The 24,504-nt window shown below is 68.6% G+C and carries 13 protein-coding genes; 3 read left to right on the top strand and 10 right to left on the bottom strand.

From position 1 onward, the window contains the following. Positions 1–200 precede the first annotated feature (200 nt). The 7 genes from ASF57_RS14755 to ASF57_RS14785 all read right to left on the bottom strand — a co-directional run bounded on the left by ASF57_RS14755 (position 201) and on the right by ASF57_RS14785 (position 17,580). Positions 201–875, bottom strand: a complete 675-nt coding sequence (locus ASF57_RS14755) for a response regulator transcription factor (protein WP_244476951.1) — start codon at positions 873–875, stop codon at positions 201–203. Next, on the bottom strand, positions 868–2,049 hold the full coding sequence (locus ASF57_RS14760; protein ID WP_244476952.1) for a sensor histidine kinase: 1,182 nt from the start codon (positions 2,047–2,049) through the stop codon (positions 868–870). Before ASF57_RS14760 ends, ASF57_RS14755 begins: the two co-directional genes overlap by 8 nt. Further along, entirely contained in the window at positions 2,039–2,593 is a 555-nt protein-coding gene (locus ASF57_RS25835) for a methanogen output domain 1-containing protein (RefSeq protein WP_156376162.1), read from the bottom strand. The genes ASF57_RS14760 and ASF57_RS25835 overlap by 11 nt, the downstream gene beginning before the upstream one ends. A 169-nt stretch (positions 2,594–2,762) precedes the next feature. Then, a complete protein-coding gene (locus ASF57_RS14770; RefSeq protein ID WP_156376163.1) occupies positions 2,763–4,109 on the bottom strand; it encodes an HlyD family type I secretion periplasmic adaptor subunit in 1,347 nt (448 codons plus the stop codon). 23 nt (positions 4,110–4,132) lie between these two features. After that, positions 4,133–7,054, bottom strand: a complete 2,922-nt coding sequence (locus ASF57_RS14775) for a cadherin-like domain-containing protein (RefSeq protein WP_056484732.1) — start codon at positions 7,052–7,054, stop codon at positions 4,133–4,135. Then, positions 7,051–8,817 carry a type I secretion system permease/ATPase gene (locus tag ASF57_RS14780; RefSeq protein WP_056484734.1) on the bottom strand — a complete coding sequence of 589 codons (1,767 nt, stop codon included), beginning with the start codon at positions 8,815–8,817 and terminating at the stop codon, positions 7,051–7,053. Before ASF57_RS14780 ends, ASF57_RS14775 begins: the two co-directional genes overlap by 4 nt. 60 nt (positions 8,818–8,877) lie before the next feature. Next, positions 8,878–17,580: a peroxidase family protein gene (locus tag ASF57_RS14785; RefSeq protein WP_056484736.1), complete on the bottom strand. Its 8,703-nt coding sequence runs from the start codon at positions 17,578–17,580 to the stop codon at positions 8,878–8,880. Between the two features lie 1,200 nt (positions 17,581–18,780). Here ASF57_RS14785 and ASF57_RS14790 point away from each other — a divergent pair. Continuing rightward, on the top strand, positions 18,781–18,981 hold the full coding sequence (locus ASF57_RS14790; RefSeq protein ID WP_056182303.1) for a hypothetical protein: 201 nt from the start codon (positions 18,781–18,783) through the stop codon (positions 18,979–18,981). 81 nt (positions 18,982–19,062) lie between these two features. Here ASF57_RS14790 and ASF57_RS14795 read toward each other — a convergent pair whose 3' ends face one another. The 3 genes from ASF57_RS14795 to ASF57_RS14805 form a co-directional block, all read right to left on the bottom strand. Then, a complete protein-coding gene (locus ASF57_RS14795; RefSeq protein WP_244477010.1) occupies positions 19,063–20,259 on the bottom strand; it encodes an adenylate/guanylate cyclase domain-containing protein in 1,197 nt (398 codons plus the stop codon). Positions 20,260–20,514: 255 nt separating this feature from the next. After that, positions 20,515–21,450, bottom strand: a complete 936-nt coding sequence (locus ASF57_RS14800) for an AraC family transcriptional regulator (protein ID WP_082504008.1) — start codon at positions 21,448–21,450, stop codon at positions 20,515–20,517. Positions 21,451–21,563: 113 nt separating this feature from the next. Beyond that, a complete protein-coding gene (locus tag ASF57_RS14805; RefSeq protein WP_200935877.1) occupies positions 21,564–22,496 on the bottom strand; it encodes an AraC family transcriptional regulator in 933 nt (310 codons plus the stop codon). A 68-nt stretch (positions 22,497–22,564) separates the two neighbouring features. On the opposite strand from ASF57_RS14805, the gene ASF57_RS14810 reads away from it, so the two are divergent. Continuing rightward, the gene (locus ASF57_RS14810; protein WP_162241568.1) at positions 22,565–24,067 is read left to right on the top strand and encodes an ATP-binding protein; all 1,503 of its coding nucleotides are present in this window, start codon (positions 22,565–22,567) and stop codon (positions 24,065–24,067) included. After that, positions 24,064–24,486, top strand: coding sequence for a response regulator (locus tag ASF57_RS14815; RefSeq protein WP_200935878.1), 423 nt, complete (start codon positions 24,064–24,066; stop codon positions 24,484–24,486). Before ASF57_RS14810 ends, ASF57_RS14815 begins: the two co-directional genes overlap by 4 nt. Positions 24,487–24,504 lie beyond the last annotated feature (18 nt).

Below are 24,504 nucleotides of genomic sequence, written 5' to 3' on the forward strand. Positions count from 1 at the left end.
TATGACAACCTCTCGATGCACCGAGGTATTGGGAGGCTGACGTGTCGTCGGGCGGATGACGCGTTCAAGGTCCCGGAGGCGATCATGGGGCCAGCCGGAGAGGCTTAGTCCGGCACTCCGGTCGGCATCATCCAGGGCCTGGCGTCACGTACGTCACCGGCGTCCCATTCCGACGACGTCGCCGGGGCCGTCAACGATTCTCAACGAACCGGGATCGAGCCCTGGAGCCATCCCTGCATGATGGCGAACTGGACGATCTGGGCGCGGCTGTTGATGCCCAGCCGGCCGCATGCCCGGGCCTTTTGGGTTTCGACGGTCTTCGGCGTGGAACCGAGGTGGCTGGCGATCTCCTTGCTGGTGAAGCCGAATGCCACGAAGCGGAGGATTTCCCTCTCGCGGTCGGCCAGCGAAGCCTGCATGTCGTCGTGGCTCTGACACGCCATCGGCGCCTTGTGGCCGGCAGCGCGCGACGGCAATGCGGCATCCACGTAGATGCCGCCGGCAACCACCGCTCGGACGGCCTGGACGATGTTGAGGAAGGCCGAGCGCTTCAGGACGTATCCCCCCGCGCCGGCCTCGAACGCCTGGTCGACATAGACCCGGCTCTCGTAGGCGCTGAGGATGATCGACCGGGTCTGGCATTGCCGTTCGACCAGCTTGCGGATCACCGCGACCCCGTTCATGTCCGGCATCGCGAAGTCCAGGATGGCGATGTCCGGCGACAAGCTGGATATCGCCTGCACCGCGTCGAGGCCGGTATCCACGGACGCGACGATCTCGATCCCGCCGGTGTTCGCCAGAAGGTCGGCGACGCCGTGCCGGAACACGGGATGGTCGTCCGCGAGCGCGATCCGGATGGGGCGTTGGTCATTCATGGCCCGAGGCATCCTTTCCGAGCCGCACCCGTGCGACGACCGACGCCCCCTGGCCAGGGGAGGACTCGATCTCCAGGCCGCCCCCGATGAGGGCCATGCGTTCACGCATCCCGATCAATCCGAGCTTGCCCTGGGTCACCAGGACATTCACCGAGGCGGCATCGGCCTCGAATCCCAGGCCGTCATCGTCGACCGTGAGGGTCAGCCGCCCCGCGCCGAACAGGAGCACGATGGAAACGTAGCTCGGCAGGCCCGCATGCTTGGCGACGTTGTTGAGCGCCTCTTGCGTGATGCGATACAGCGTGATGGCGTGCTCGGCAGGCAGGGGGATCTCCGCCCCGCTGACCTGCAGCTCCGTCGGGACCGACGTGGTGCGGCTCCACTCCTCCACGAGGTAGCGCAGGGCGGTGACGAAACCGAACTCGTCGAGGGCCGCCGGTCGCAGTTCGAGGGTGACGCGACGCAGCGCCTGTCCCACCTCCTGGGCCTGATCGAGGAGGCGGTTGAGTTCGCAGCGTCCATCCTCACCCGAGAGGTAGGGCAGGAGGCGTCGAAGACCGAAGTTCAGGGCAACCAGATGCTGGCCGGCATGGTCATGGAGGTCGCGCGCAAGCCGGCGCCGCTCGTCCTGTCCGGCGCGGTACAGCCGGGTCAGCACCTCGTCGCGTTCCCGTTCGGCCGCCAGGCGTGCGGCGGCATCGGCCTCCAGGCGGACGAGCAGATCCTCGCGTTCCCGAAGGAGCGCCTGCATCTCGCGCGTGCGCCGCCGCCGCTCCAGCATGACGCGGCGGGCATCGTGGAGCTTCGAGGCGAGAATCCCGAACCGACGGCCGAGTCCCACTCCGTCGAGGTGCAGGATGACGAGCGGACGACCCGGGAAGCCGCCCAGCCGGGCACGCGCCCCGTGGCAGGCATGCCGCTCAAGGTTTCCATCGTCGTCCTGGAGGAACAGGGTGCCCGGCAACGTGGCAGCACAGGAAGCGCAGCGTTCGAGATAACGGCGCAACTCCGGCTCGGCGGCTTGCTGGACGGGCAGGACGTCACCGAGCCGGAGACCGTCCAACACATCGCGCGCGGAGGCGTTGGCGGCTTCGAGTTCCCCGCTCGGCCGCACGATGAGCATCGGCGCGGGGACGAACTCGAACAGGACTTCGAAATCCGACCTAGGCGGCATCCTGTCCGAAATAGTCCCGTCCGAAGTAGTCCTGTCCTCCCTCGTCGGGGGCATCGGGGTCGAGGTCGATGACGATCCTGCAGCCGGCGCCGCCGCGGGCGATGGTGTCACCAAGCGTAATTCGACCATAGCCTTGGCTCTCCGCAACCATGTGACCGAAGACGTTCGAGGTCACCATGCACATCGAGGGGGACTTCTTCACCAACTCGCCGAACGGGCAGCGCCTGTTGCCGAGCACGATGCGCCGGGGTGTCGCCTCGATGACATAGAAGTCTCCCCCCAAGCGCCGCTTGAGATCGATCATGGCGTCGACGGTGGCGGCGAGATCCAGCCGAGGCGTTCCCAACGCGCGAAGGTATCGCGCCTTGATTTCCTCCGACACGGCCATGCTCACCAGGGCGATGAAGCCGCTCGCCTCCGACCTTCCGACGGCATCGTCCAGGGCGTCCGTGAAGGCACCAAACACCATGCCGAGGAAATCCTCTCGGTCGATGGCGATCGATGCTCGCGCGACGTCCGCTACGCCAACGACTTCTGGGCCCATCGGCCGCGCTCCCTCCTTGACCTGATCGTCATGAGAGTAGCACAAAAAACCACTGAAATCACTAATTCGGAATAAGTAGAAATACCGATTCCTGAGATCATTCCCGCCACGCCAGTCATCGACTGCATATCGGGCGACAAGATGGAATGATTTACGTCATTTCCCGCAATCATCTCTCCCGAAAGCTGCGCGTGAATTGATCCTGAATCGGCTTCATCAGATAGGAAAGCGCCGTGCGTTCCTCGGTTGCGACGTGCACCTCCACCGGCATGCCGGGAACCAGGTGAGATCTCTCGCCGAGACGGTTCATCTCCCCCTCGTTGAGTTCGACGTACCCCACGTAGAACGCCTCATCCTTGCCTCCCTTGGTGGTCGACGGCGAGACGTATGTCAGCGTCCCCTTCAGTTCGGGGGTCGTGCGCTGGTTGAAGGCGGTGAACCGGAGCTTGGCCGGGCGTCCGATGCCGATCTGGTCGATGCTTGCCGGAGAGATGCGGACCTCGATCCGCAGCGCGGCGTCCGCGGGCACGACGGTCGCGAGCACGTCGGCCGGCGTGACGACGCCGCCGACCGTGAAGGTCTTCAGCTCGTGCAGGACGCCCGTGGCGGGGGCGCGGATCTCGGTCCGGGTGAGCCGATCCTCCAGGGCGACGCGTCGGTTGCCCAGCTCAGCGAGCTTGGCATCGACGACGCTGAGCTCCTTCTGGGCCTCGGTGCGCGCGGTCTCCGTGATGGCGAGAAGCTGGACCCGAATTTCGCTGGTGCGGACCTTGGCCCTGGCAATGGAGGCTTCCAGCGAGCCTTGCTCACCGGTCAGGCGGTGCCGGTCGCGGCTGATGGGCAGAAACTTCGAACTCTCGAACAGGTGCTTGTCGACGAGGCCCTGCAGCTTGCCGTGTTCGCTCGTGAGGATCGCGAGTTCGTCGCGCTTGGCCTCCTTCTGCTTGACCAGGCCGGCGATCTCCTCGGCCACCTGACCGATCTGCAGCTCCAGCTGCTGGCGTTGGCTGTCACGGCTGGCGAGATTGCCGCGGAACAGACGGCTCTCGCCATCGAGGATGGCCCGCATCTCCGCATCACCGTCCGACAGGCTCGCCGGGATGGCGATCTCGCGCAGCCCGTCGCGCTCCGCCAACAGGCGGGCCTTTTTGGCCGACAACTCCCCCAACTGTCCCCTGACGATCGCGAGTTCGGCGCGTGTCTGGGCATCGTCGATGCGGATGAGGACCTGACCGGCGGTCACGGCCTGCCCGTCCCGCACAAGGATCGCGCCGACGACGCCGCCGTCCCGGTGCTGGACCGCTTTGGCATTCTGATCGACGGTGACCGCTCCCGATGCCAGGATGGCGCCGTTGAGATCGGTCGTCGCCGCCCACCCGCCGACCCCGACCAGGAGGCTGACGCCCATCGCGAATCCGAGAGCGATGCGAGGGAAGACGGAGAAGGAAGTCTCCGTGCCAAGGTCGATCCCGTCCAAGGGCTTGGGACGATGGACACCGATGGTGCGCGTACGCATGGTCCGCTCCTTCGAAGGCTGCATCAATGGATAGGCGTCGTCGGCTGGGTCGCCGCGGCCGGCTTCTCGACGAACAGCAGGGTGTGGTGCCCGTCGAGGACGAGGGTCGTCTCGAAGGAATCATCGCCGTCGAGGTCGGCCGAGATGACGGTCGCGTCGCCCTCGTCGAAAAGCGCGGCCCGGTAGCGAATGCCCGAAACGGTGCCATCGTCGCGGTCCATCGCTTCGGACAGCGAGTGACCGGTGGCACTCGCCCCTTTTTCGAAGAGGGACCATTTCAGGAGATCGACGTAATCTCCGACCGAGAAGTCGGTGATCTGCACGGAGCGGGTGGTCTCCTGCATTCCGGTACGGGCAAGGAACACGTAGCCGTCCGTCCCGCCGCCGCCCGTGAGCACGACGTCGTCCTCCCCGACGACGAAGCGGTCGTCGCCCGATCCGGAAACGATCCGCTCGATGGACTCCACCTTGTCGTGCCCGAGTTCGGTGCCTGACACGACATGGTTGACGAGGTCGACGAGCAGATCTCCGGTCGCACTGCTCAGGTCGAGCGTATCCGAGCCCGCGCCACCGTCGACAAGATCGTCGTCGCCATCCAGCGCGAGGACGATACGGTCGTCGCCCGCACCAGCGTGCAGGGTATCGCGCCCGGCTCCGTCGAGGAGCGTATCGCACCCTGCACCGCCCTCCAGGACATCGTCGCCCCCTCGTCCGGCGATGAGGTCGTGCCCCTCCCCGCCGGTCAAGCGGTTGCTCCCGTCACTGCCGGACAGGGTATCGTCGCCGGATCCACCGATCAGCGCCTCAAGCCCGTTGAGGTGGCCCCGCCCGGTCTCGGCGCCCGTCGCGATGCCGATGAGCAGGTCGGCGGCGATGCCCGTCCGCGTCCCGGACAGGTCGAGCGTATCCGTGCCGGCGCCGCCGTCGAAGATGTCGGCTTCCCCATCGAGGGCGACCCTGACGAGGTCGTCGCCTGCACCTCCGAGGACCGTGTCCGATCCGGCACCGTCCGCGAGGGTATCGTCACCCGACCCGCCGTCGACGAGATCGTCGCCGGCGCCGCCCGACACCGTGTCCCGCCCCGCTCCTCCCATGAGGGTATCGCCCTGCGAGCTTCCGATGAGGACGTCGTTCCCGACACCGGCTTGCACAACTTCGATGGATGCGACCGTGTCACGTCCGATCTCCTGGCCGACAGCCGTGCCGGCGGCCAAGTCGACCACGACATCGGTTGCCACCCCCGCCAGGTCGAGCGTATCCGTTCCGGCGCCGCCCTCGAACAGGTCGGCCTCGCCGTCCGGGGCTGCCACGAGGACGTCGTTCCCGTCCTGCCCCGAGACCACGTCCCGACCCCGACCGTCCGAGAGAACGTCGGCGTCATCGCCGCCTTCCAAACGGTCGTCCCCGAGGCCGCCCAGAATCACGTCGCGCCCGGCGCCGCCGAACGCGACGTCGGCTCCCTCCGACCCGTCGAGGCGATCATCGCCCCTGTCGCCGAGGAGCAGGTCGTTTCCCATCCCCCCCACGAGGATGTCGCTGCCTTCCCCGCCGTCGAGCAGGTCGTCACCGGCGTCGCCGAAAAGGATGTCGTCGCCCTCCTCGCCGAAGATGCGGTCGTTGCCGTTGCCTCCCGAAACCCGATCCGCCCCCATCCCCGCAAACACGACGTCGTTCCCGTCGCCCCCCAGGATCACGTCGTCCCCGGCGCCACCGAGGATGTGGTCGTCTCCGGCGCCCCCGTCGATAATGTCGGCCGCGGCACGGGCGTCGATGATGTCGTTGCCCCCCCTGCCGTCGATCTCGTCCGCGCAAAGCGTTCCGAGCAAGAGGTCGTCGCCGTCCGTGCCCACCATCGGCTCGTGTTCGACGACGTTGAAGACCGCCGTCTGGGTGACGGAGAGCTCGCCGTCCGTGACCTCGTACGTGACGGTGACCGGACCGAGATCATCGGCGTCGTACACCCAGCCGTCGCCGTCTCGGGTCAGCGCTCCAGACGAGACCGTGACGTTGCGGACCGAAAGGCTGTCGCCGTCCGGATCTTCGGCGTTCCTGAGAAGGTCCGCCAGCGCGATGGGCAGCAGCGCACAGGCGGCCATATCGGCGAGCTGGACCGTGCCGCTGGTGGTCGGCGCGCGATTGCGCCGGCCCGTCGAGCCGTCCCCATCATCGTTTGACACGGGACGGGGCGCGACGGCGCCGGAGCCATCTCCGGTATCCTTAGCCCCCCCGGAAGGGTCGCCAGGCCCGACGCCCCTATCTCCGTCGATCCCGGTCGACTTGCCGGGGCCTGCGGAATCCTGTCCCGAGGGACGGTCCTCGGCCGGAGGCTTGTCTTTGCCGCCGGGAAGGTCTTCGCCGCCGCCGGGAAGGTCTTCGCCGCCGCCCAGCCCGCCGGGCGGTCGGGTCGCGGGATTGTCGGCGTTGTCGGAACCCGTTCCCTCGTCGCCGTGGCCCTTGTCCCGGCCTCCCCCGCCGCCGCCCCGGACGCCGGGTCTCTGGTCGGCATTGTCGTTGATGGGGCGTGGGATGATCGGTGACGACTTGAAGTCGCCGAGGTTCGGTTGGGGGTCGTGCCTGGCGAAGTGGAGCGTATGCGCGGGGAAGTGGGTGGCATCGTACTCTGGCGCTGGCGTCTCGGCCTGGGGGACGATCCCGGATGATCCCAGCAGCCGATGCTCGGCGGGGGGCTCGTCCGAATCCACGTCCGACGCGGCGATGACGATCAGCTTGGGCGCGGCCTTCGTCTCGTGTCCGGCGGCGCTAGGCTCGACCTCGGCCTGAACCGAGGTGTGGAACAGGGACTTCAGGTACCCGGCCACGGCCGCGACTGCGAGGGCCAGGTAGTAGGGCGTCGGCGACGACTTGGCGGCTACCTTCGGCGCGTATGTCTGCGCTCCGGTCGGGGCGGCGTCGCCGGTCTTGATTCCCTTCGTCTCGATGATCATGCCGGCACCCGCTCCAGAACGGAGCGCTCCCTTGCGATCTTTGCGGGATCGGTTCCCACCGATGCGTCGCGCACGGCCTTGCCGAGGATCGCATCCTTGGGTCCGAAGGCGGTCAGCTTGCCGTCCTGGATCACCGCGATGGTGTCGACGGCGGCCAGCACGCTCGGGCGGTGCGCGATCACGACCGCGATCCCTCCGCGGGCGCGGACGCCCTGGATGGCGGCGGCCAGCGCCGCCTCTCCCTCGCCGTCGAGGTTGGAATTCGGCTCGTCGAGCACCAGCAGGAAGGGGTTGCCGTACAGCGCCCGCGCGAGGGCGATGCGCTGGCGCTGGCCGCCGGAGAGCGCGGTCCCGAACGGGCCGAGCTCGGTACGGTAGCCGTCGGGCAGGCGCAGGATCATCTCGTGGACACCGGCGGCGCGGGCGGCGGCGACCACCAGGGCCGGGTCGGCATCCTGGGCGAGGCGGGAGATGTTCTCCTCGACCGTCGCGTCCATCAGGCAGACCTCCTGGGGCAGGTACCCGATGATGCGACCGAGGCTGTCCTCGTCCCACTGCGACAGGTCGGCCCCGTCGAGGCGGATACCGCCGCGCAGGATGGGCCAGATGCCCGTCAGCGCCCGGCTGAGCGTGGTCTTGCCTCCGCCGCTGGGGCCGATGACGCCGAGGGCTTGGCCCGCCGTCAACTCAAACGCGACGTCCGACAGCAGCACCCGACCGGAGCCGGGCGTCGCAACCGTGATCGACCCGACGCGGAGGGACGATTGCGGCATCGGCAGCGGCATCGGCCGCTCGACGCCCGAGAGCGCGACAAGGGTTTCCGTCAGCCGCCCGAAGGCCTTGCGGGCCACGGCGATGCCTTTCCAGTTGCCCACGGTCTGGTCGATGGGGGCCAGTGCTCGGGCCGAAGTGATGGAGGCCGCGATGATGGAGCCGGCCGAGAGCTCGCCGCCGATGACGAGGTAGGCCCCGAGCCCCAGCACCGCCGATTGCAGGATCATGCGCAGGACGCGGGAGATGGCCGCGAAGGTCCCGGTGATGTCCGTCGTCCGGGTCTGCAGTTCCAGGTGCTCGTTGTTGGCGAGGCGATACCGGTCGACGGCCCGCTCGGCGAACCCCATCGCCTTCAGGACGTCGGCGTTGCGGGCGTTCGAGTCCGCGATGGCGTTGCGGGCCACCACCGCCTGCTGGGTCGCCCCGGTCCAGCGCCGGGTCAGCAGTTCGGTGAGAATGGTGATCAGGGTGAGGAGGACGGCGCCCGCAACGGTCAGCGCGCCGAGCCAGGGATGGAGCATGTAGACGAAGACGAGGAAGACGGGCGTCCAGGGCAGGTCGAAGAGCGCCACGAGCCCGGGGCTCCCCAGGAAGCCGCGGACGGTGTCGACGTCCCGGCTGCGTTCCATCGCCTCTGCGGTGGAGAAGCCGAAGCGCGGCATATCGATGGAGACACGCTGCGCCAGAGGGGCGATCCGGCGGTCGAGCTGCGCCCCGATCCGAACGAGGATCTGCTGGCGCAGCACGTCGAACATGCCCTGAAAGACGTAGAGGCCGATGGCGAGCGTCGAGAGCCCAACCAGAGTGGGCAGGCTGCCGCTCGGCAGCGCCCGGTCGTAGACCTGGAGCATGTAGAACGATCCGGTCAGGGCCAGGATGTTGATGATGCCCGACATCGCGACGAGAAAGACGAACGGCATCCCGAAATGCCGGGTCAGCGCCTCGGTGCTTCTCTTCTTGGCGAGCTGTTTCTGATCCCTGGAGCGCATGTCTCTATCCCCCATGAGCGCGGCGGAACCGGAGGGGGCCTGGCGCGGCCCCCTCCGGCGTCAGAGGGCGAAGTCCGCGGCCGTCGCGGCCGGGGCTCCCTTGATGCTGAACTTGAACTCGGGGGCTGCGTCGCCGCCGGTGTTGCCCGTCACGACGGTGTAGTCCCCGTCCCCCCGGTGTTCCTGGGTGACCAGCAACTCGCCGACCCCGGTGAAGGCCGCCCCGGTCGCGAGCGTGAACGCCTGGTTGCCGGCCACGCCCTGGTTCGCGTCGATGCCGCTGAGGTCGACCTTGTCGCCGGGCTGGAAGCTCGCGATGGTGTCGCCGTTCGCCGCCGCCGCCGAGAGGAAGCGGTAGACGTCGGCACCGAGGCCGCCATCCATCACGTTCACGGCGTCGCTGGCCGTGATGGTGTCGTCGCCCGAGCCGGCCACGATGTTCTCGATGCCCCAGAGGGTATCGGAACCGGATTGGCTGCTCGTGACGCTGCCTCGTCCGGCAAGACCGGTGCCGAGGTCGGCCATGATGGTGGCCGTGATAGCCGACATGTCGAGCGTGTCGATGCCGATGCCGCCCCCGACCTCGTCGCCCCAGTAGCTGTCGCTGCCATCCCCGACCTCGGCCACGAACAGGTCGTTGCCGTCGCCGCCGATCACCGAGTCGTTGCCGGCCCCCGCCGTCACGAGGTCGTTGCCGGCTCCAGCCAGGATGCGATCCGCACCACCATCGCCGTAGACCATGTCGTCTTCGCCGCCGGCGAGGATGTCGTCGTCGCCGGCCCCGCCGAAGACCACGTCGCGGCCACCGCCGGCATCGACGAAGTCGTTCCCGTCGCCGCCACGGACCACGTCGGCCCCCTCGCCGGCAAGGATGTTGTCGTCGCCGGACAGGCCGAGGATCGTGTCGGCGCCCGCAGTCCCGGGCAGGACATCGTCGCCGGCGGTACCGGCCACCAGGCTTGCCGGAAGGTCGGCCGGAGGCGTGGTTGTCCCGCCGCCGGTGGTGCCTCCGGTCGAACCTCCGGTCGTCGCGCCCCCGCCCGTCCCGGGCGCGGTATCGCCGTCATCGTCGCAACCGCCACCACCCGGGGTGTCGCCGTCCCCGTCATCGGAGTCGCCGCCGCCCGCGGTATCATCGTCCCCGTCATCGGGGTTGCCACCGCCCGGGGTGTCGCCGTCCTCATCGTCGTCGTCGTCCGTGCCCCCGCCGACCGTTCCGCCCCCTCCGTCGATGGGTTCGTCCTCGTCGCTGACGGCGAAGATGTCTTCCTGGAGGCCGGTCAGGCCGGTGTTGCGCGCGACGATGTCGGAGAAGTTCTGGCCATCGACGATGTTTTGGTAAAAGTCGAAATTGTCGAACCGGTCGGTGTAGTAGAACCGGTCCCCTTCCTGCAGGCGGTCGAACTGCTCGTGTAGCACGACCCAGAAGGTCTGGCCCACGACGCCGCCGTTGATGTGCTGCTCGGCCAGGCCGCCGACCCAGAGGTCGACCCGGTCGATGCCGCTCACGTATGGGGTGCCGTCCGCCCGCTGGTGAATCGCGATGTCGGGATTGGCCGCCACGAAGGCCGCCTGCTGCTCGGCCGTCGTTAGGGTGAGGTCCGGGTAGGCGGCCTTGAACTGCGCGATAACGGTGTCGCTCAATCCGTTCCGGGCCTGGAAGTCTTCCCAGGAGGCATAGGGCGTCAGGTTGCCCGCATACTCCAATGCCTCCCGAATGTAGGGGTCCGCGGACGCCATGAGGTCGGAGCGGACCTGGTTCAAGGAGCCGAGGCCGACGTCGCGGCCGCGAGCGACATTGAAGGCGAACAGGTCGGCGTTGATCCGCACCAGATCGTTGCGCACCGCATCGACGATGTTGAAGTCGACCTCTTCGGCGGGCTGCGTCGCGACGCCGGCCAGGATGGCGTTGGCCCCGAGCTGGGCGTAACCCGGCTGCGGCACGTAGCCGGGCGGCAGGGGTGCCGTGAAGACGTCCGGGGCGTTCGAGGGGTTCAGGAAGGCATCGAAGAGGGCGACCTGCCGAGGCGCTCCGTCGGAACCGATGACCGTCAGCGTCTCGCCGATCAGCGAGTGCCCGACGCGGTACACCGCCGAGGCGAACTCGTGGGAGATCCGGGCATCGACGTCGGGGTTGTAGCCGCCGTGACCGTGCGTGCCATTGCCCTTCATGCCGCCGATGAGCTGATCCGCGAACTCGTCGAAGACCACGCGCTGGTACTCCGCCTCGTTGATCGTCTTGGCGGCCTGGAACACCTCTTCCGGCGTACCCTGGAAACCGGCCTCCACGAGGTTCTCCACGTGGAAGTTGTGGTTGCGCGCCCAGATCGTGTGCATGGCGGTGAGCGACACGTTCTCGTTCGCGCGCCCGTCACCGGCCACGTAATGGTCGAGCAGGCTGACGAAGGGGTTCGTGTCGAGGAGCAGCGCGTTGCCGCTTCCCATGAAGTTCGAGGCGAAGGCGCTTACCGCCTCCGGGTCGAACGCTCCGGCCGCATTGAACAAAGAGCCGGTCCTGGTCTCGGAGAGGGGGAAGTTCGAGACGTAGCTTCGGAAGCTGACCGCTCCACCCGGGAGCGAGGAATCGTGGAAGATCGTGTCCGCATCCCAATGATGTTGGATGAGCTCCCGCAGAGTGGGCAGCAGATTGAAGGCGGGATTGGACGGGTCCGGAACACCCGCGAGGAGGCGCGCACCGACGCCCTGGTTGCCGTCGCTCTCCCGCAGGAACTGGCCGACGAGTTCGTGCGAGCCGTAGGCCTGGTTCTGGTCGACGAAGGGGGAGGTCTTGTTGAGGTGCTGGAGCACGCCGTCGACGATGGACGAGACCTCGCCCCGGGTCAGATCGGCCGGATTGTTGGTTCCGGGCGCGCGCCCGGAGCCGGGCAGGTCGATCTGAACAATGCCGTTGGATGCACTCTTCGGCAGGAAGTCGAGGCCATGGTCGAAATACTGGCCGAACGCCATGAAGAAGATGTTCGAACCGTTGGCCTGGTGCGGCAGGTCGGCCTCCTGCGTGCCCAGCACGTTGCTGATGGCGCGGGGATCGAGGCCGGCGTAGAGCGGATTGAGGGCGTTGTTGTTCGTCGCCGGGTCGAAGGCGCCGTAATGGGCGTCGGTGAGCCGGATGAACGGCTGGTCGGCCGCTCCGAACTCGGGATGATCGAGGTTGTTGCCGGCACCCGAGAGGTGGCGCACGCCGGCGGCCCCGCTGGCGTCGTCGTCGCCTCCGGCGACGGGCTGCCCGGTGACGAGGGCCTTGATCCCGGCAAGGTCCGCTGCGGTGAGCGCGAAGCCGCCGCCTCCACCGTTCCCGACGCCGCCACCATTCCCGACACCCCCGTCCGGCGGATTTCCGCCGGTGGCCGGCACGGTCCCGAAGGTGGGGGTCCCCGAGCTTGCGAAAGTGATGCTGTGGGAGCCGTTCGTCAGGGTTGTGACCCCGTTCGCCTGCGTCTCCGTGTAGTTCGCGCGGGTCGTGCCCGGCGCCAGTTCGATGACGTCCTGGGGCCGCAGCGTTCCCACGATGGTGTCGGTACCGCCACTGGAGCGGAATACGATCCGGTGGGCCGAGGTCAGGCCCGAGATGTCGACGGTATCGTTCCCCTCGGTTCCGTCGATGGTGACGGTGTTGAGGTTCAGGCTGGTCGTCGAGAAGTTGCCGATCAGGAAGACGCTGTCGCCTGCCCCCGCGTTGGTCGGCGGGTTCGGCACCGAGACCGCGGCGGTCCCGATCCGGATCTCCTCGATCTCCTGCAATTCGGCGATGACGGTGGTGACGGCGCCGATGCCAGCCCCCGTGGTACGGGTGATGACGATCTCGGTGCCGGGGCTCAGGGTGGCGACATTGTTGCCGGCGACCTGCCCCCAGGCGGCGACCGTGTAGACCCGGAAGGTCTCGGCGAGACCGAGGGTGCCGTTGACCACGAGGGTGTCTCCCACGGGTCCCTCGGTGCCGCCCCTCACCACGTCGCGTCCATCGGTGGGGACGAGGGCGACCGGCCCAAGCGCAGCTCCACCGTTCCAGGTCACCCCATCGTCGCCGGCGCCGGCATCGATGGTGTCGTTGCCGGTGCCGCCCTGGATGGTGTCGTTGCCGGCCGCGCCGTTGATGGTGTCTGCGCCGGCCCCGCCGTCGACGACGTCGTCACCGGCCCCGGCGTTCACCGTGTCGTTGCCGCCGTTGGCGAGGATCCGATCGGCGCCTGCCGTGCCGTTGATACTGTTGCCCAGGCCGTTGTCGACGATGTTGTCGCCGACCACGTCGGTCGGCGCTGAGACGACGCGCTCGGCATAGCCTCCCTGGTCGGTGAAGCTCACCGCGACACGGACCTGGAGCCCGACCTGGGCCTGCTGCGGCGTGAAGGTCTGGCCGGTCGCCCCGACGATGTCCGTCCAGGCTCCGGTGGCTGACTGGGCTTGCCATTGGAAGGCGAAGGTCGTGGGCAGGCCGTTCAGATCGGCGATTCCGGCCACGTTGGCCCTGATCGTCGCCAGTTCGGTGGGGGTCGTGTCGTTGACGGTCGGCGCCCCCGTCGCGGGCACGTTGGTGAGGAACACGGCACCGTCCGAGAACTGCGCCCGCTCGATGTTGTGCAACGTATCGATGCCGTCCGAGAACCTCAGGGTCGGGCTCACGGCGAAACCGGTGTGGTCGACCCGGAAGCTGCCGTCGCCGAGGTTGGTGAGGGTGTAGTTGGCCCGCACGTCGGAGAAGACCGCCGTGTCGACGTCGGCTCCTTGTCCGGCGTCGAGGATCTCACGCACGATGTTGAGCTGGCCCGGATTCACCGCCCGCGACATCAGTGCGGCCTGCAGGGTCATTCCGCCGAGGTAGAGCGGTCCGGTGCCGCTCGCGAGCCCGGCCGGCGTCGTGAACATCTGGCCCGCGAGGCTGTCGGCGGTCGCCACCTCGGTGCCGCCAGCGTCACGGATGCTGATCCTGACGTTGAGCCAGCGGTCGCCATCGATGATGTCGTTGCCGGCCTTACCGGTGATGGTGTCGCTGCCGGCGCCGCCGAGCAGGATATCGCCACCGTTCTGGGGGTCGAATACGGTCGTGTCCGGAGCGAGGCTCGCAAAGGACGTGGCGTCGCTGCCGACGGTCTGACCGCGGATCGCCCCCGGGGTCAGCTTGAGCAATGCCTCAAAGCCGTCGATCAGGGCGACGTTCTGGGACAGCAGCATGCTGTCGGTCGCCGGTCCGCCGACGATGCCGCCGGCGGGGTCTCCGACCGCTCCGGTCGGCCGCTCGGTGCCAATCAGGGTATCGTTATGCTTCCAGCCCGAAGCGCCCTCCACGGAGTCGTTGCGGTCGCGAAGGGTCAGGGCCTGCTGGTTGACGAAGCGGGAGATGCCGAGGTCGATGGTCCCGTCGTTGGGGTCGCCCTTCTGGATCGACCAATCGAACCCGAGCATGCCGTTGTTGCGCTGGATGCCGGCGCCCTGGACCATGATGTCGTCGCCGGACTCGCCGTCGTAGTCGGTGTCGTTGCCCTGTCCGTTGAGGACGTCGTGGCCGATGATGATGCTGTTGAAGAACAGCTGGGAGTTCTCGCCCGAGAGGCTGTCGAAGCCCTCGCCGCCCTCGATCCAGTCGTCGCCCTCGTTGCCCATCAGGCCGTCGGCGGCGCTGCCGCCCAGGACGAAATCGTCGCCGCGCCCGGCAAAGACCTCGACCGTATCGGTCGAATGCGTGATGAAATCCTTGCCCCCGCCGCCGAACAGGATGTCGAGGCCTGGACCGCCCGAGATGGCGTCGTTGCCCTCGCCGCCCCGGATGAACTCGTCGCCGAAGGGGTCCTCGATGACGTCGTCGCCGTCGCCACCGTAGATCTGGTCGGATTCCATCCCGCCATTGAGGTAATCGTCACCGCCGTCGCCCCAGAGGGTGTCGATGCCCTTATCGCCGATGAGGGTGTCGTTGCCCTCGGTGCCGCCGAGGACGACGTGCTCGCCGCCGCTGAACTTCAGCATCCCGCCATCGGCGCGCCCGTCTCCGTCGATATCGGCGCCCGGGGCCACGCGAACCACCTTCGGGTCCAGGATCTGCAGCAGCAGGTCGTCCTGGGTCGGGTCGTCACCGACCTGGTTGACCGGATTGAGTTCGAGGATGTGGTCGGCCCGCCCGAACAGCGATCCGTTGAGATGCGAGGAGCCCTCGTCGCCGAGATCGGTGTTGCGCTGGACCAGGGCCGAGAAGGTGTTGGCCTCCAGCTCGTTGAGCAGGTTCATGCCCTGCGTGCGGCTGAGATAGTAGAAGCGGTCGCCGTTCTGCAGGTTCTCCATCTGCGTCTCGAAGACGAAGTTGAAGGTGTTGCCCAGCATCCCGCCGAATTCCATCTTCTCCTCGGCCAGGCCGCCGATCCAGAAGTCGACGTCGTTCAGACCGGAATTCGCGGCATTCCAAGCGCCGGTGCCGGTGAGGAAATCGAGCCGATCCGCGGGCGGCGCGATGGTGTGCGCGTCGTTCACCGGGGTCGACGGATCGTCCGGCACGTCGACCGAGATATCGAAGACCAGGGCGGTCGCCGCGGCGCGCTTGCCGGCGAGCGTGCTTTCCTGCGTGATGAGCGCGTGGTCGCCGTAGGCCGCGATGAAGTTGATCACCGAGGCCGGGTTCTTGATGTTCTGGGCGAAGTCGACCCAGCTCGTGTAAGGCTTGAGCTTGGCGTCGGCGGTCATCGCGTAGAACTCGGCGCGGGCCTCATTCAGGGTCGGGACGCCCTGTTCCCGTGAGCGCGCGATGTTGAGCGTCGCCAAGTCGAGCGGGAGCCCGAGCAGGTTGTTGCGCAGGGCATCGACCACGAATTCGTCGATCTCGTTGCCGATCTGGCGGGTCATGCCCCGGATGATGGCGCCGGCGGCCGCTTCCGTGTCGACGCCGCTCGCGGTGAAGGCCAGCGGGTTGAGGAACGCCTCGATGAGGCCGAGCTCCTGGGTGCCCGCGACGGTCACGTCGCCATCGATGGGCTGCATATCGAAGCCGATGCGGTCGATGGTGTCCGTCAGCATCGAATGCCCGAAGCGGTAGACGACGTGCGCGAACTCGGCCGTGATGGCCGGGTTGAGATCGGCGCTGTTCGTGAACACGAACGGGTCGACGTTGGGCTGGACCGTTCGCGCGAACTCCTCGAACACGAGGTGCTGGTACTGCATCTCGGTCACGAACTTGGCGCCCTGGAACAGGCGCTCGCCGTCCCATTGCAGCGCGGAGACCTGGTCCGATGTGGTCGGCAGGGAGGTCAGGTCGACCCTCAGCCATTCGTTGATGAAGGCGAGGTCGCCCGAGGCCAGGATGGTCTGCTTGTTGGCCTCGACGAGCCGGTTGTGCTCCGAGTGGAAGATGGTGTGGACCGCGGTGAGGCCGATGTTCTCGTTCCCGCGCCCATCGCCCGTGATGAAGTGACGGTCGAGAAGCTCGTTGTCGTAGGCGAGGTTCGCTCCGGTCTGGGGATTGATCCCGACCGCGTTGCCGGTGAGCGTATCCGTGTCGGCGGCCACGGCCTGCCCCTGGACGATGGGGTTGGCGGAATGGGCAATGTCGTCGAGGAAGGCGTGACCGGTCTTGACCGCACCGACCGTGCGGATGCCCTCCGCCGTTCCCTCCTGGAACCACGTGGTGGCGTGGGTCGCGTCGGGCTGCATGAGCATCTGCGCGTAGCCGTTGGGCCCCGGAATGAAGCGGCCGTAGGGGTCGGTCATCAGCACGGGCACGTTGTGGATGTCCGTGTCCACGAGTTCGATGCCCAGCATCATCTTGGCCTGGGCCTTGACCTCGGCCCAGTTCGCGATGGCCTTGCCGTCCGCGCCGCCGTTGAGAAGGTTTCCGGTCGCGAAGGTGACCGGATTGGCGACGCCGTCGCCCGGGGTCACGTCGACCCGGACGTACTCGCGCAGGAAGACCTGGTGCGAGGGATGGGAGGTGTAGGTCTGGTTCTGGTCGATCCAGGGCGTCGTGGTGTTGACCGCGGTGCGGATGTCGTCCGCCGTGCCGAGCACGCCGTCGGCGCCCGGCCCCGCGACGGGGGTCGCCCGGGTCAGGACCATGAAGCGTTGCGCCTCCGGCAGGTCGTCGACGGTGCCGAACACCCCGTCGCCGCCCGCGATCAACGGATCGTCGGGCATCAGCGGAACGATCACCGAGCCGTTGTTCCCCTTGGTGATGAGGTCGAGCCCGTGGTCGAAGAACTGCCCGAACAGGGTCATCCAGCCGTTGAAGGGCGGCGACAGGCCAATGTCGGGCGACTGGTTCGGGATGAAGGCGATCTCGGTCGCGGTGGGGACGTAGTCCGCGGGGGGCGTCTCGCCGTTGTGAGCCGCCGCATAGGCGGCCTGGGCGATGGGATTGGCGAACCAGGCCGCGACCGCGGACGGGTTGTGCGGGCTCATGTCCACGATGAGATTGCTGACCGTCCGAATGCTGGTGTCGATGACCGTGCCGGGAGCGCTGTAAGCGTTGTTGGTGACAACGCCGCCGGGGGCCGGCCCGTTGACGTCGAACTGGCCCGCGCCAGTCGTGTACTGGGTCGACAGGAGGCGTGGCATGGGCTGGTCCGCCGCCCCGAGAAGGCTCTGACCCGGCAGGAGGTTGTTGTTGCTCCCGTCGACGGCGCGCAGGCCGTAGGGAAGCAGGGCCGCGTCCGGTCCGATGATCTCCTGCAGGGTCCGCGTGTTGCCGGGAGCTGCGAACTCTTCGGCGATGCGGATCTGCGTCAGGATGTGGCGGAGGTCGTTGGTGTCGACGGTGAACGTGACGGACATGGCGGTATCCTCGGCTCATGGGTCAGCGATGGGACGCGCGTCGGACGCCGCCCCGGAGTTCGAATGGGAAGGAGGCACGGCGGCGCGCGCCGGCACGGATGCCGTCGAATCGGACGGGTCGAGTCAGTGTGCGTGGGGCTCGGCGACCTGGGTCGCGACCGTGGCCGTCAGGCGCGCGTGATGCACGTCCATGACGACGGGCGCATTCGATGATCCTGCCGAGCGGTCTTCGGCCCTGATTTGGCGCACATGAAACGTTCCCCGCGAAGTTGATGAGGGTAACGGTTGCCGTCGTTCGGGGCTGCGATTGCCCTTGCGCCGAACCTCGCACAGATTCGGAAAATAGCGATGGTAAAAAAACCCTTAACCCCAAAGGAAAAACCCAACGGTGAAGGTTTTTTCCTCGTCCCCTTTCGCGACTGCTGATATCGGCCAGGGTTATTCAATTGGCAGGCCGACCGAAAAGAAGACGTGGGAACTACGTACTTCCCGAAATGGACAATCCACGCTTTCGGGCGAAGCCTCGGTCTTTCGCGCCCGAACCGGATTTTACCGGGACAGCATCCACGAAACCGCTTTCCCATTGGTTCGGAGTCTGCCCACGCTCTTTGCCGCGAGCCGGTCCACGCGGACATCGACTTTGCGCATCTGCCGGCGCGCAAGGCGAACCTCGCCGACCGCGACAGCGTCAGCGCCAATGCACCGGGGCAGCACTCGGCAATCCCGCTTTCGCGATGCGCTGGCGGGGCGGTCAACGTGTCATCGGATGGGGCCGACCGACCTGTCCGGCGTCATCCCCCCTTGCGCGAGCCTGATCGCGGAAAGCCTGGGTCTCGGCCCCGCCGAATGCAGTCCGACGGGCTGGCGCCATGCGAAGAGCGGCCCCGGGGCCGCTGCACCGCCAATCCGAGCGTCTTTCGTTTGTCTGGGTGGGATCACCGGTTTCCACTTAATCCCTGACAAACGCCAGGGATGCGGGTCGCTGTCCCGGCCTAAGAGAAGGGGATCGATTCCGGATCGGCTTCGAAGCCGCCTTTCGCTTCCCTGAATGCCAACCGTCGCGGCGCCGACGCCGAATTCGGTCTCCATGGCACCCAGGACGGAACCAACCCGCGAAAAGCCGATTGACTGCTACATTGGATCTGTTCTAATTCGTAACTGCGAGCGGCGTCCGAGCCGCACAGGATGGAGATCTCCGACATGGCCCACGCCAAGTGTGAAAGCTGCAAGTTCTTCGACGAGCACAAGGTCAATGGCGCCGCCGCAGCGGCCGACGAGGGCCTGTGCCGCTTCAACCCGCCGGTGAGCCAGCCCGGCCCGCAGGATCACGGCCTGTGGCCGGTCGTCGGCGCCGCTGATTGGTGCGGCCACTTTGCGCCCGAGATGACCGCAGCCGAGTAGGCGCGTCACCACAGCGACGACCGACGATCCGAAGGCCAGCCGCGAGGCTGGCCTTCTGCGTTCCGGCGACCCTCGCTCAGTTCAGGACGCCGGATCGCGATCCGGCTCTGGAGGCTCGACCTCGGACACGTCGTCGGGGAAGGCGAGCACCTCCAGCGGGTCGCCGACCCCGCGTAGGGGAAAGGTGCCGAGGCGGGTCAGGCGGTGCCCGTCGGCCGAGCGCGCCGCGACGGCGCCGGAGAACAGCACCCGCCGGTCGAGCACCTTGGTCAGGCTCTCGAGGCGTGCCGCGACGTTGACGGCGGGGCCGATGATGGTGAAGTCCAGACGCGAGCGGGAGCCGATATTGCCGTACATGACGGCGCCCACGTTCACGCCGATGCCGTAGCCCAGGCGCTGGAATCCCCTGGCCGACCGGGCCGCGTTCAAGGCCCGCATGGCGACGTGCGCCTCCCAGGCGGCGGATTGCGCGGCGGTGCAGGCAACCGGTGTGTCGAGGTGGAAGATCGCCAGCAGGCCGTCCCCCATGAACTTCAGGATCTCGCCGCCGTGGCGCTCGATCGGCAGCGAGATCGCATCGAAATAGTCGTTCAGCAGCGCGATCACGTCGTCGCGCGGCCACAGCTCCGAGATCTCGGTGAAACCGCGCAGGTCGATGACCATGATGGCCGCCTCGACGGTGACGCCGCTGCCGCGCCGCGTCGCTCCGTTGAGGATCATCTCGCTGGCATGCGGCCCCACATAGGTGTCGAGCAGCAGGCGGGTCAGGCGGTTCTTGTGCCGGACCTCGGTCACCACCGACAGGGCCGGCAGCAGCGCGGACAGGAGATCGAGATCCTGGGGCGCGAAGCCGCCGGGCCGGTCGGCCGAGAAGGTCACCACGTGGCGCTTGCCCAGGGTGTAGTGCAGCGGCCAGGCGACGTAATCGGTCAGCCCCTCGGCGCGCAGGTCGCGATAGATCGAATAGTCGGTCTCGGGCCGCTCCGGCTCCTCCAGGCGTTTGTGCACCTGCTCGGCACCGTTGTGGATGTCCGCCGCGGGGCTGCGCTTGAAGCTGTCGGTATCGACGATGCCGTACTCGTAATTCGTCAGTTCGGCCGCCTCGGCCCCAGTGCGCCAGAGGATGCGGGTTCCAAGCCAGAGCGGGTGATGCGTCCGCAGGTGGATGGTGGCGCGCGCCACCGGCACGCCGGCCGCGCGCAGGCGGCCGCAGAAGGCGACGAAGATGTCGTCGAGGTAGCGTTCGCCGCGCGTTCCGGCGAGAAGCCAGTCGAGCATCTCCGCGCGCAGGGGCGCCTGCGCGAAACGGCGGATCTCCTCGGGATGCGAGGGACTGTTCATGTCGGCGCCTCGTGGCCTCTCATAGTTCGAGCCGAGTCTCGGCCRGGGAGTCTCGGCCRGSGAGTCTCGGCCAGGGAGTCTCGGCCAGGGAGTCTCGGCCAGGGAGTCTCGGCCAGGGAGTCTCGGCCGGCGTCAGTCGGCCGGGACCCGGCGCGAGCCGGTCGTCCCGCCACGATGCGCCCGGATGGACGCTCACGCCAGGGCACCGGCGCAGCGTTCGACACCGGCCTCGGGCTCGACCATCCGGCGCCAGCGCCCCGGGCTCATGCGCTCCTCGCGGGCGAACACCCGGGTGAAGTGGCTCTGGTCCGCGAAGCCGCAGGCCAGGGCGATCTCCGCCAGCGACGGGCCGCGCGTCCGCATCAGGGTCTTGGCGCGGGCGATGCGCTGGCGGACCAGCCAGGCATGCGGGGAGGCTCCGACCGACTGGCGGAAGGCGCGGGCGAAGTGGCTGACGGAGAGGCCGCACTCGGCCGCGATCTCCTGAAGGCGGGGGGCGTCGCCGAGTTCGGCGCGGATGCGCTCCTGCGCGCGCCGCAATTGCCAGGGCGCCAGGCCGCCGCGAACCGGGTCCACCACCGCCGATTCGACGGGCAGGCCGAGGAGATGCGCCGCGAGCGCCCGTGCGATCTGGTCCCGGAAGACGAGGGCGCCGCGATCCGGCCGGTCGAGGGTCGCGACCGCGCTCGCTACGAGATCGTGGATCGTGGCATCGACCAGGACGCGGCCGTGGATGGGCCGCAGGGGCTCGATCGGGTCGGCGAGGCCCATGCTCGCGCCGACCTCGTCGAGAAGTCTGCGCGACAGCCAGACCTGCACGGCGGCGCCGTGGTTCGAGGCCAGCGACCGGACCCGGTTGTCGAGAAGGATCACCGTGCTGGCGCAGAGGCCTTCGGGCGCCCCTCGCGGGCCTGCCCCCGGCAATCCGGCGCCGAGTTGGGCCTGGATCACCAGGCCGTCGCGATAAGCGCCGAGGCGGGGCGCACCGGAGGTGCCCGCCCCGGCCCGGAACTCCGAGGGGGCGATGCCGTCGCTCGGCATCGCCATCCGGTGCGCGGGCCGGGTCCCGCCCCCCTGCGGCGAACCCCTCTCCGCCGGTCGCATCTCGCAGCCTCCGAGCCGTTGCATCCCCGTCTCCTCACGCCGGCCTGTCTCGGCGGCGAGGATGGGCGCCGCCGACCCGCACGGTCTTTCGCCACATTGCTCGGCCGTTGCGCGATCCTGCTCTTTGCCGGGCCGGATCAGGGGGCGCGCTGGCGGTACTCCCCCGGCGTGCAGCCCGTCACCCGCTTGAAGGCGGTGCCGAACGCGGCCTGGCTCGAGAACCCGGACGACAGCGCCACGTCCACCAGCGGCAGCTTGCGCTCGGCCAGCAGCCGGCGCGCCCGTTCCAGGCGCTCGGCACTGACAAAGCCGTAGGGGGTCTGGCCGGTGACCCGCTTGAACAGGCGGGCGAAGTGGAACGGGCTGAGGCAGGCGGCGGCGGCGAGTTCGGTCACGGTCAGGTCGCGGTCGAGGTTGTCGCGGATGAAGGCGATCGCCCGCTGGATGCGCTCGGGGCAGTCGTGGTCGCCGCACAGGGGGTCGGCTCCGTCCGGCCGGTCGTGCCCGTAGGCCTGGGCCACCCGCGCCGTGAGGGCAAGGGCCGCAGCCTCGACCATCATGCGGCCGGCCGAGGTTTCCTGCATCAGTTCGCCGAGGATCGACAGCCCAATCTGCCGGATCAGCGGGTCGGGCACATCGGCGAGGTAGCGCACCGTGTCGGCCCGGATGCGGGCATCGCCGTAGAGGCTCGCCAGGGCGCTGAAGCGCTCCGCCGGCAGGTAGATGTGCAGGATCTCCGTCAGGGGCGCCGAGATGTTGATGTCGTCCTCGCCGACGCCGACCGGGCAGAGCCAGATCGTGCCGGCCTCCACGGCGGTGCGCTGCCGGAGGCCGGCCCCCTTGCGGGTGACGCGGGCACCCGGGTTGCGCCGCGTCGCCAGGGTGATCTCCATCTGGGTCGGGACGATCGCCGGCAGGTCGCCGGCCGGGTGGGAGCGCAGCTCCGCCGCAACGCCCTGCCAGTGCCGTCCGCGGGAGGAGGCGAGCAGCCCGGCCTTGGGAAACTTGTGGGCGCCATGCCGGTGGAGATCCATGCGCGCACCGTGCAATCCATGCGTCGAACGCGCCATTATACAGGTGTATCGGAGACCCGTGGGCAGGGCCCCGCTACCCTGGCGAGCCCAGGTGGATGATGCGGATGCGGCAGGTATTTTCGCGGTGGCCGAGCCGGGCCACGCCATCGGCCCGGGTGGAGCGCGCCGTCGGCCGCGATTCCGGCGCCCAGGGCATCGACGATGACCGCCTGCCCGCCTGGATGCTGGCCGAGCCGGACTCCCGGGCCGGGGCGTGGCTCCGGGCCTTCGGCCGCGCGGTCCCGCTGGTGCTGGTGCCCGCCGCCCTGGCCTATGTGGCGGGTGCGAACCGGGACGATGCCGACGCGCGCCTCACCGGCGCTGTCGCGGCGCTCGCGATCGTTGGAGCCACGATCCTGGCGGCGCGGCTGGCGCAGGCGCGGGCCGCCAGCGCAGCCAGCCTCGAGGCCATCTTCGAGCGGGCCGGCATCTCGATGTGGCGCGAGGATTGGAGCGCCGTCGGCGACGCCGTGGCGGCGTTGCGCCGGGCCGGCGTGGTCGATCTCGAATCCCATTTCGCCGCGCGGCCCGAGGCGCTGCGTGCCCTGCGGGCGCGGGTGATCATCCGGGACGTGAACCGGTTCACCGTGGAGGAGACCGGCGCCGCCGGCAAGGACGCCTATCTCGGCCCCCTCGACCGGCTCCTGCCCGACACCGACCAGACCTTCGTGCAGTGGTTGGTGGCGTTCGGCCGGGGCGACCGCTTCTTCCGGTCGGAGGCGCATGTGGTGCGGGCCGACGGCCGCGGGGCCGACATGCTGTTCACCGCCATGCTGCCGCGGGACCGGGCCGGTTTCGCCGACATCCTGGTCACGGCCCTCGACGTGACGGGCTTCAAGCAGGCGCAGCAGCGCTTCGCCGTCGCCGACACCGAACTGGCGCGGGCCTCGCGCATCACCACCGTCGGGGCGCTCAGCGCCTCGATTGCCCACGAGGTCAATTCCCCGCTGGCCGCCATCCTGGCCAACGCCCAGGCGGGCCTGCGCTGGCTCCGGCGCCCGCAGCCCGATCTGGCCGAGGCCACGGCGGCGCTCGACGACGTGGTCGCCGAGGCGAGCCGCGCCCGCGACGTGATCGCCCGGACCCGCTCGTATCTCGGCAATGCCCCCCGCGCCTCCGCGCCGGTCGACCTCCTGCGGGTGGCCCGCGAGGCCAACCTGCTGGTGGAGGGCGAATTGCGGCTGCACCGCGCCGCCGTCCACATCGCCGCCGAGGGCGAGATCCCGTCGATCGCGGCCGACGCGATCGGGCTGCAGCAGGTCTTCGTCAACCTGCTCCTCAACGCCGCGCAGGCGATGGCGGAGGCGGACGGCCCGCGCGACATCACGGTGACGATCCGGGCCGCCGGCAGCCAGGTGGCGGTCGACGTGATCGATACCGGCCCGGGCATCGCCCCCGAGCGGCGCGCCCGCATCTTCGAGCCGTTCCACTCGACCAAGGCGGGCGGCATGGGCATGGGCCTCGCCATCTGCCGCAACCTCGTCGACGCCCATGGCGGCGACCTGTGGGTCGATGCCGGGCCGGGCGGCGGGGCCGCCTTCCACTTCTGTCTGCCGGTCGCCGCGTGACCGAGATCGCCCGCGAATTCCCCGCCCAAACGCCCATCGTCGCCATCGTCGACGACGATCCGGCCATCCGCGCGGCCCTGGCCCGCCTGACGCGGGCACTCGGCTACGCGCCGGCCCCGTTCGCCGGGGCCGAACCGCTGCTCCGTGCCGGCCCCTTCTCGCCCGAGGCGGACGGATCGACCATCGCGGTGGTGATCACCGACGTGCAGATGCCGGGCCTCAGCGGCCTCGATCTCCTGCGCATCCTGCACACCCGCCATCCGGCGCTGCCGGTCATCGTCATGACGGCCTATCCCAGCGAGGCCAACCGGGCCCGCGCCCTCGCCTCCGGCGCCTTCGCCTATCTAGCCAAGCCGTTCGACGCCGAGCAGTTCGAGGGTTGTCTCCGCTCCGTCCTCGGTGGCGCCCCGATGTCCTGACGGTTCCGCTGCAAACGC

It is taken from the genome of Methylobacterium sp. Leaf117 (genome assembly GCF_001422985.1).
Lineage (GTDB): Bacteria > Pseudomonadota > Alphaproteobacteria > Rhizobiales > Beijerinckiaceae > Methylobacterium.

Excerpts from the sequence above, each read along its gene's own strand:
- ASF57_RS14755 (WP_244476951.1), bottom strand. The coding sequence starts at position 875 with ATGAATGACCAACGCCCCATCCGGATCGCGCTCGCGGACGACCATCCC.
- ASF57_RS14760 (WP_244476952.1), bottom strand. The coding sequence starts at position 2,049 with ATGCCGCCTAGGTCGGATTTCGAAGTCCTGTTCGAGTTCGTCCCCGCG.
- ASF57_RS25835 (WP_156376162.1), bottom strand. The coding sequence starts at position 2,593 with ATGGGCCCAGAAGTCGTTGGCGTAGCGGACGTCGCGCGAGCATCGATC.
- ASF57_RS14770 (WP_156376163.1), bottom strand. The coding sequence starts at position 4,109 with ATGCGTACGCGCACCATCGGTGTCCATCGTCCCAAGCCCTTGGACGGG.
- ASF57_RS14775 (WP_056484732.1), bottom strand. The coding sequence starts at position 7,054 with ATGATCATCGAGACGAAGGGAATCAAGACCGGCGACGCCGCCCCGACC.
- ASF57_RS14780 (WP_056484734.1), bottom strand. The coding sequence starts at position 8,817 with ATGCGCTCCAGGGATCAGAAACAGCTCGCCAAGAAGAGAAGCACCGAG.
- ASF57_RS14785 (WP_056484736.1), bottom strand. The coding sequence starts at position 17,580 with ATGTCCGTCACGTTCACCGTCGACACCAACGACCTCCGCCACATCCTG.
- ASF57_RS14790 (WP_056182303.1), top strand. The coding sequence starts at position 18,781 with ATGGCCCACGCCAAGTGTGAAAGCTGCAAGTTCTTCGACGAGCACAAG.
- ASF57_RS14795 (WP_244477010.1), bottom strand. The coding sequence starts at position 20,259 with ATGCTCGACTGGCTTCTCGCCGGAACGCGCGGCGAACGCTACCTCGAC.
- ASF57_RS14800 (WP_082504008.1), bottom strand. The coding sequence starts at position 21,450 with ATGCAACGGCTCGGAGGCTGCGAGATGCGACCGGCGGAGAGGGGTTCG.
- ASF57_RS14805 (WP_200935877.1), bottom strand. The coding sequence starts at position 22,496 with ATGGCGCGTTCGACGCATGGATTGCACGGTGCGCGCATGGATCTCCAC.
- ASF57_RS14810 (WP_162241568.1), top strand. The coding sequence starts at position 22,565 with ATGCGGCAGGTATTTTCGCGGTGGCCGAGCCGGGCCACGCCATCGGCC.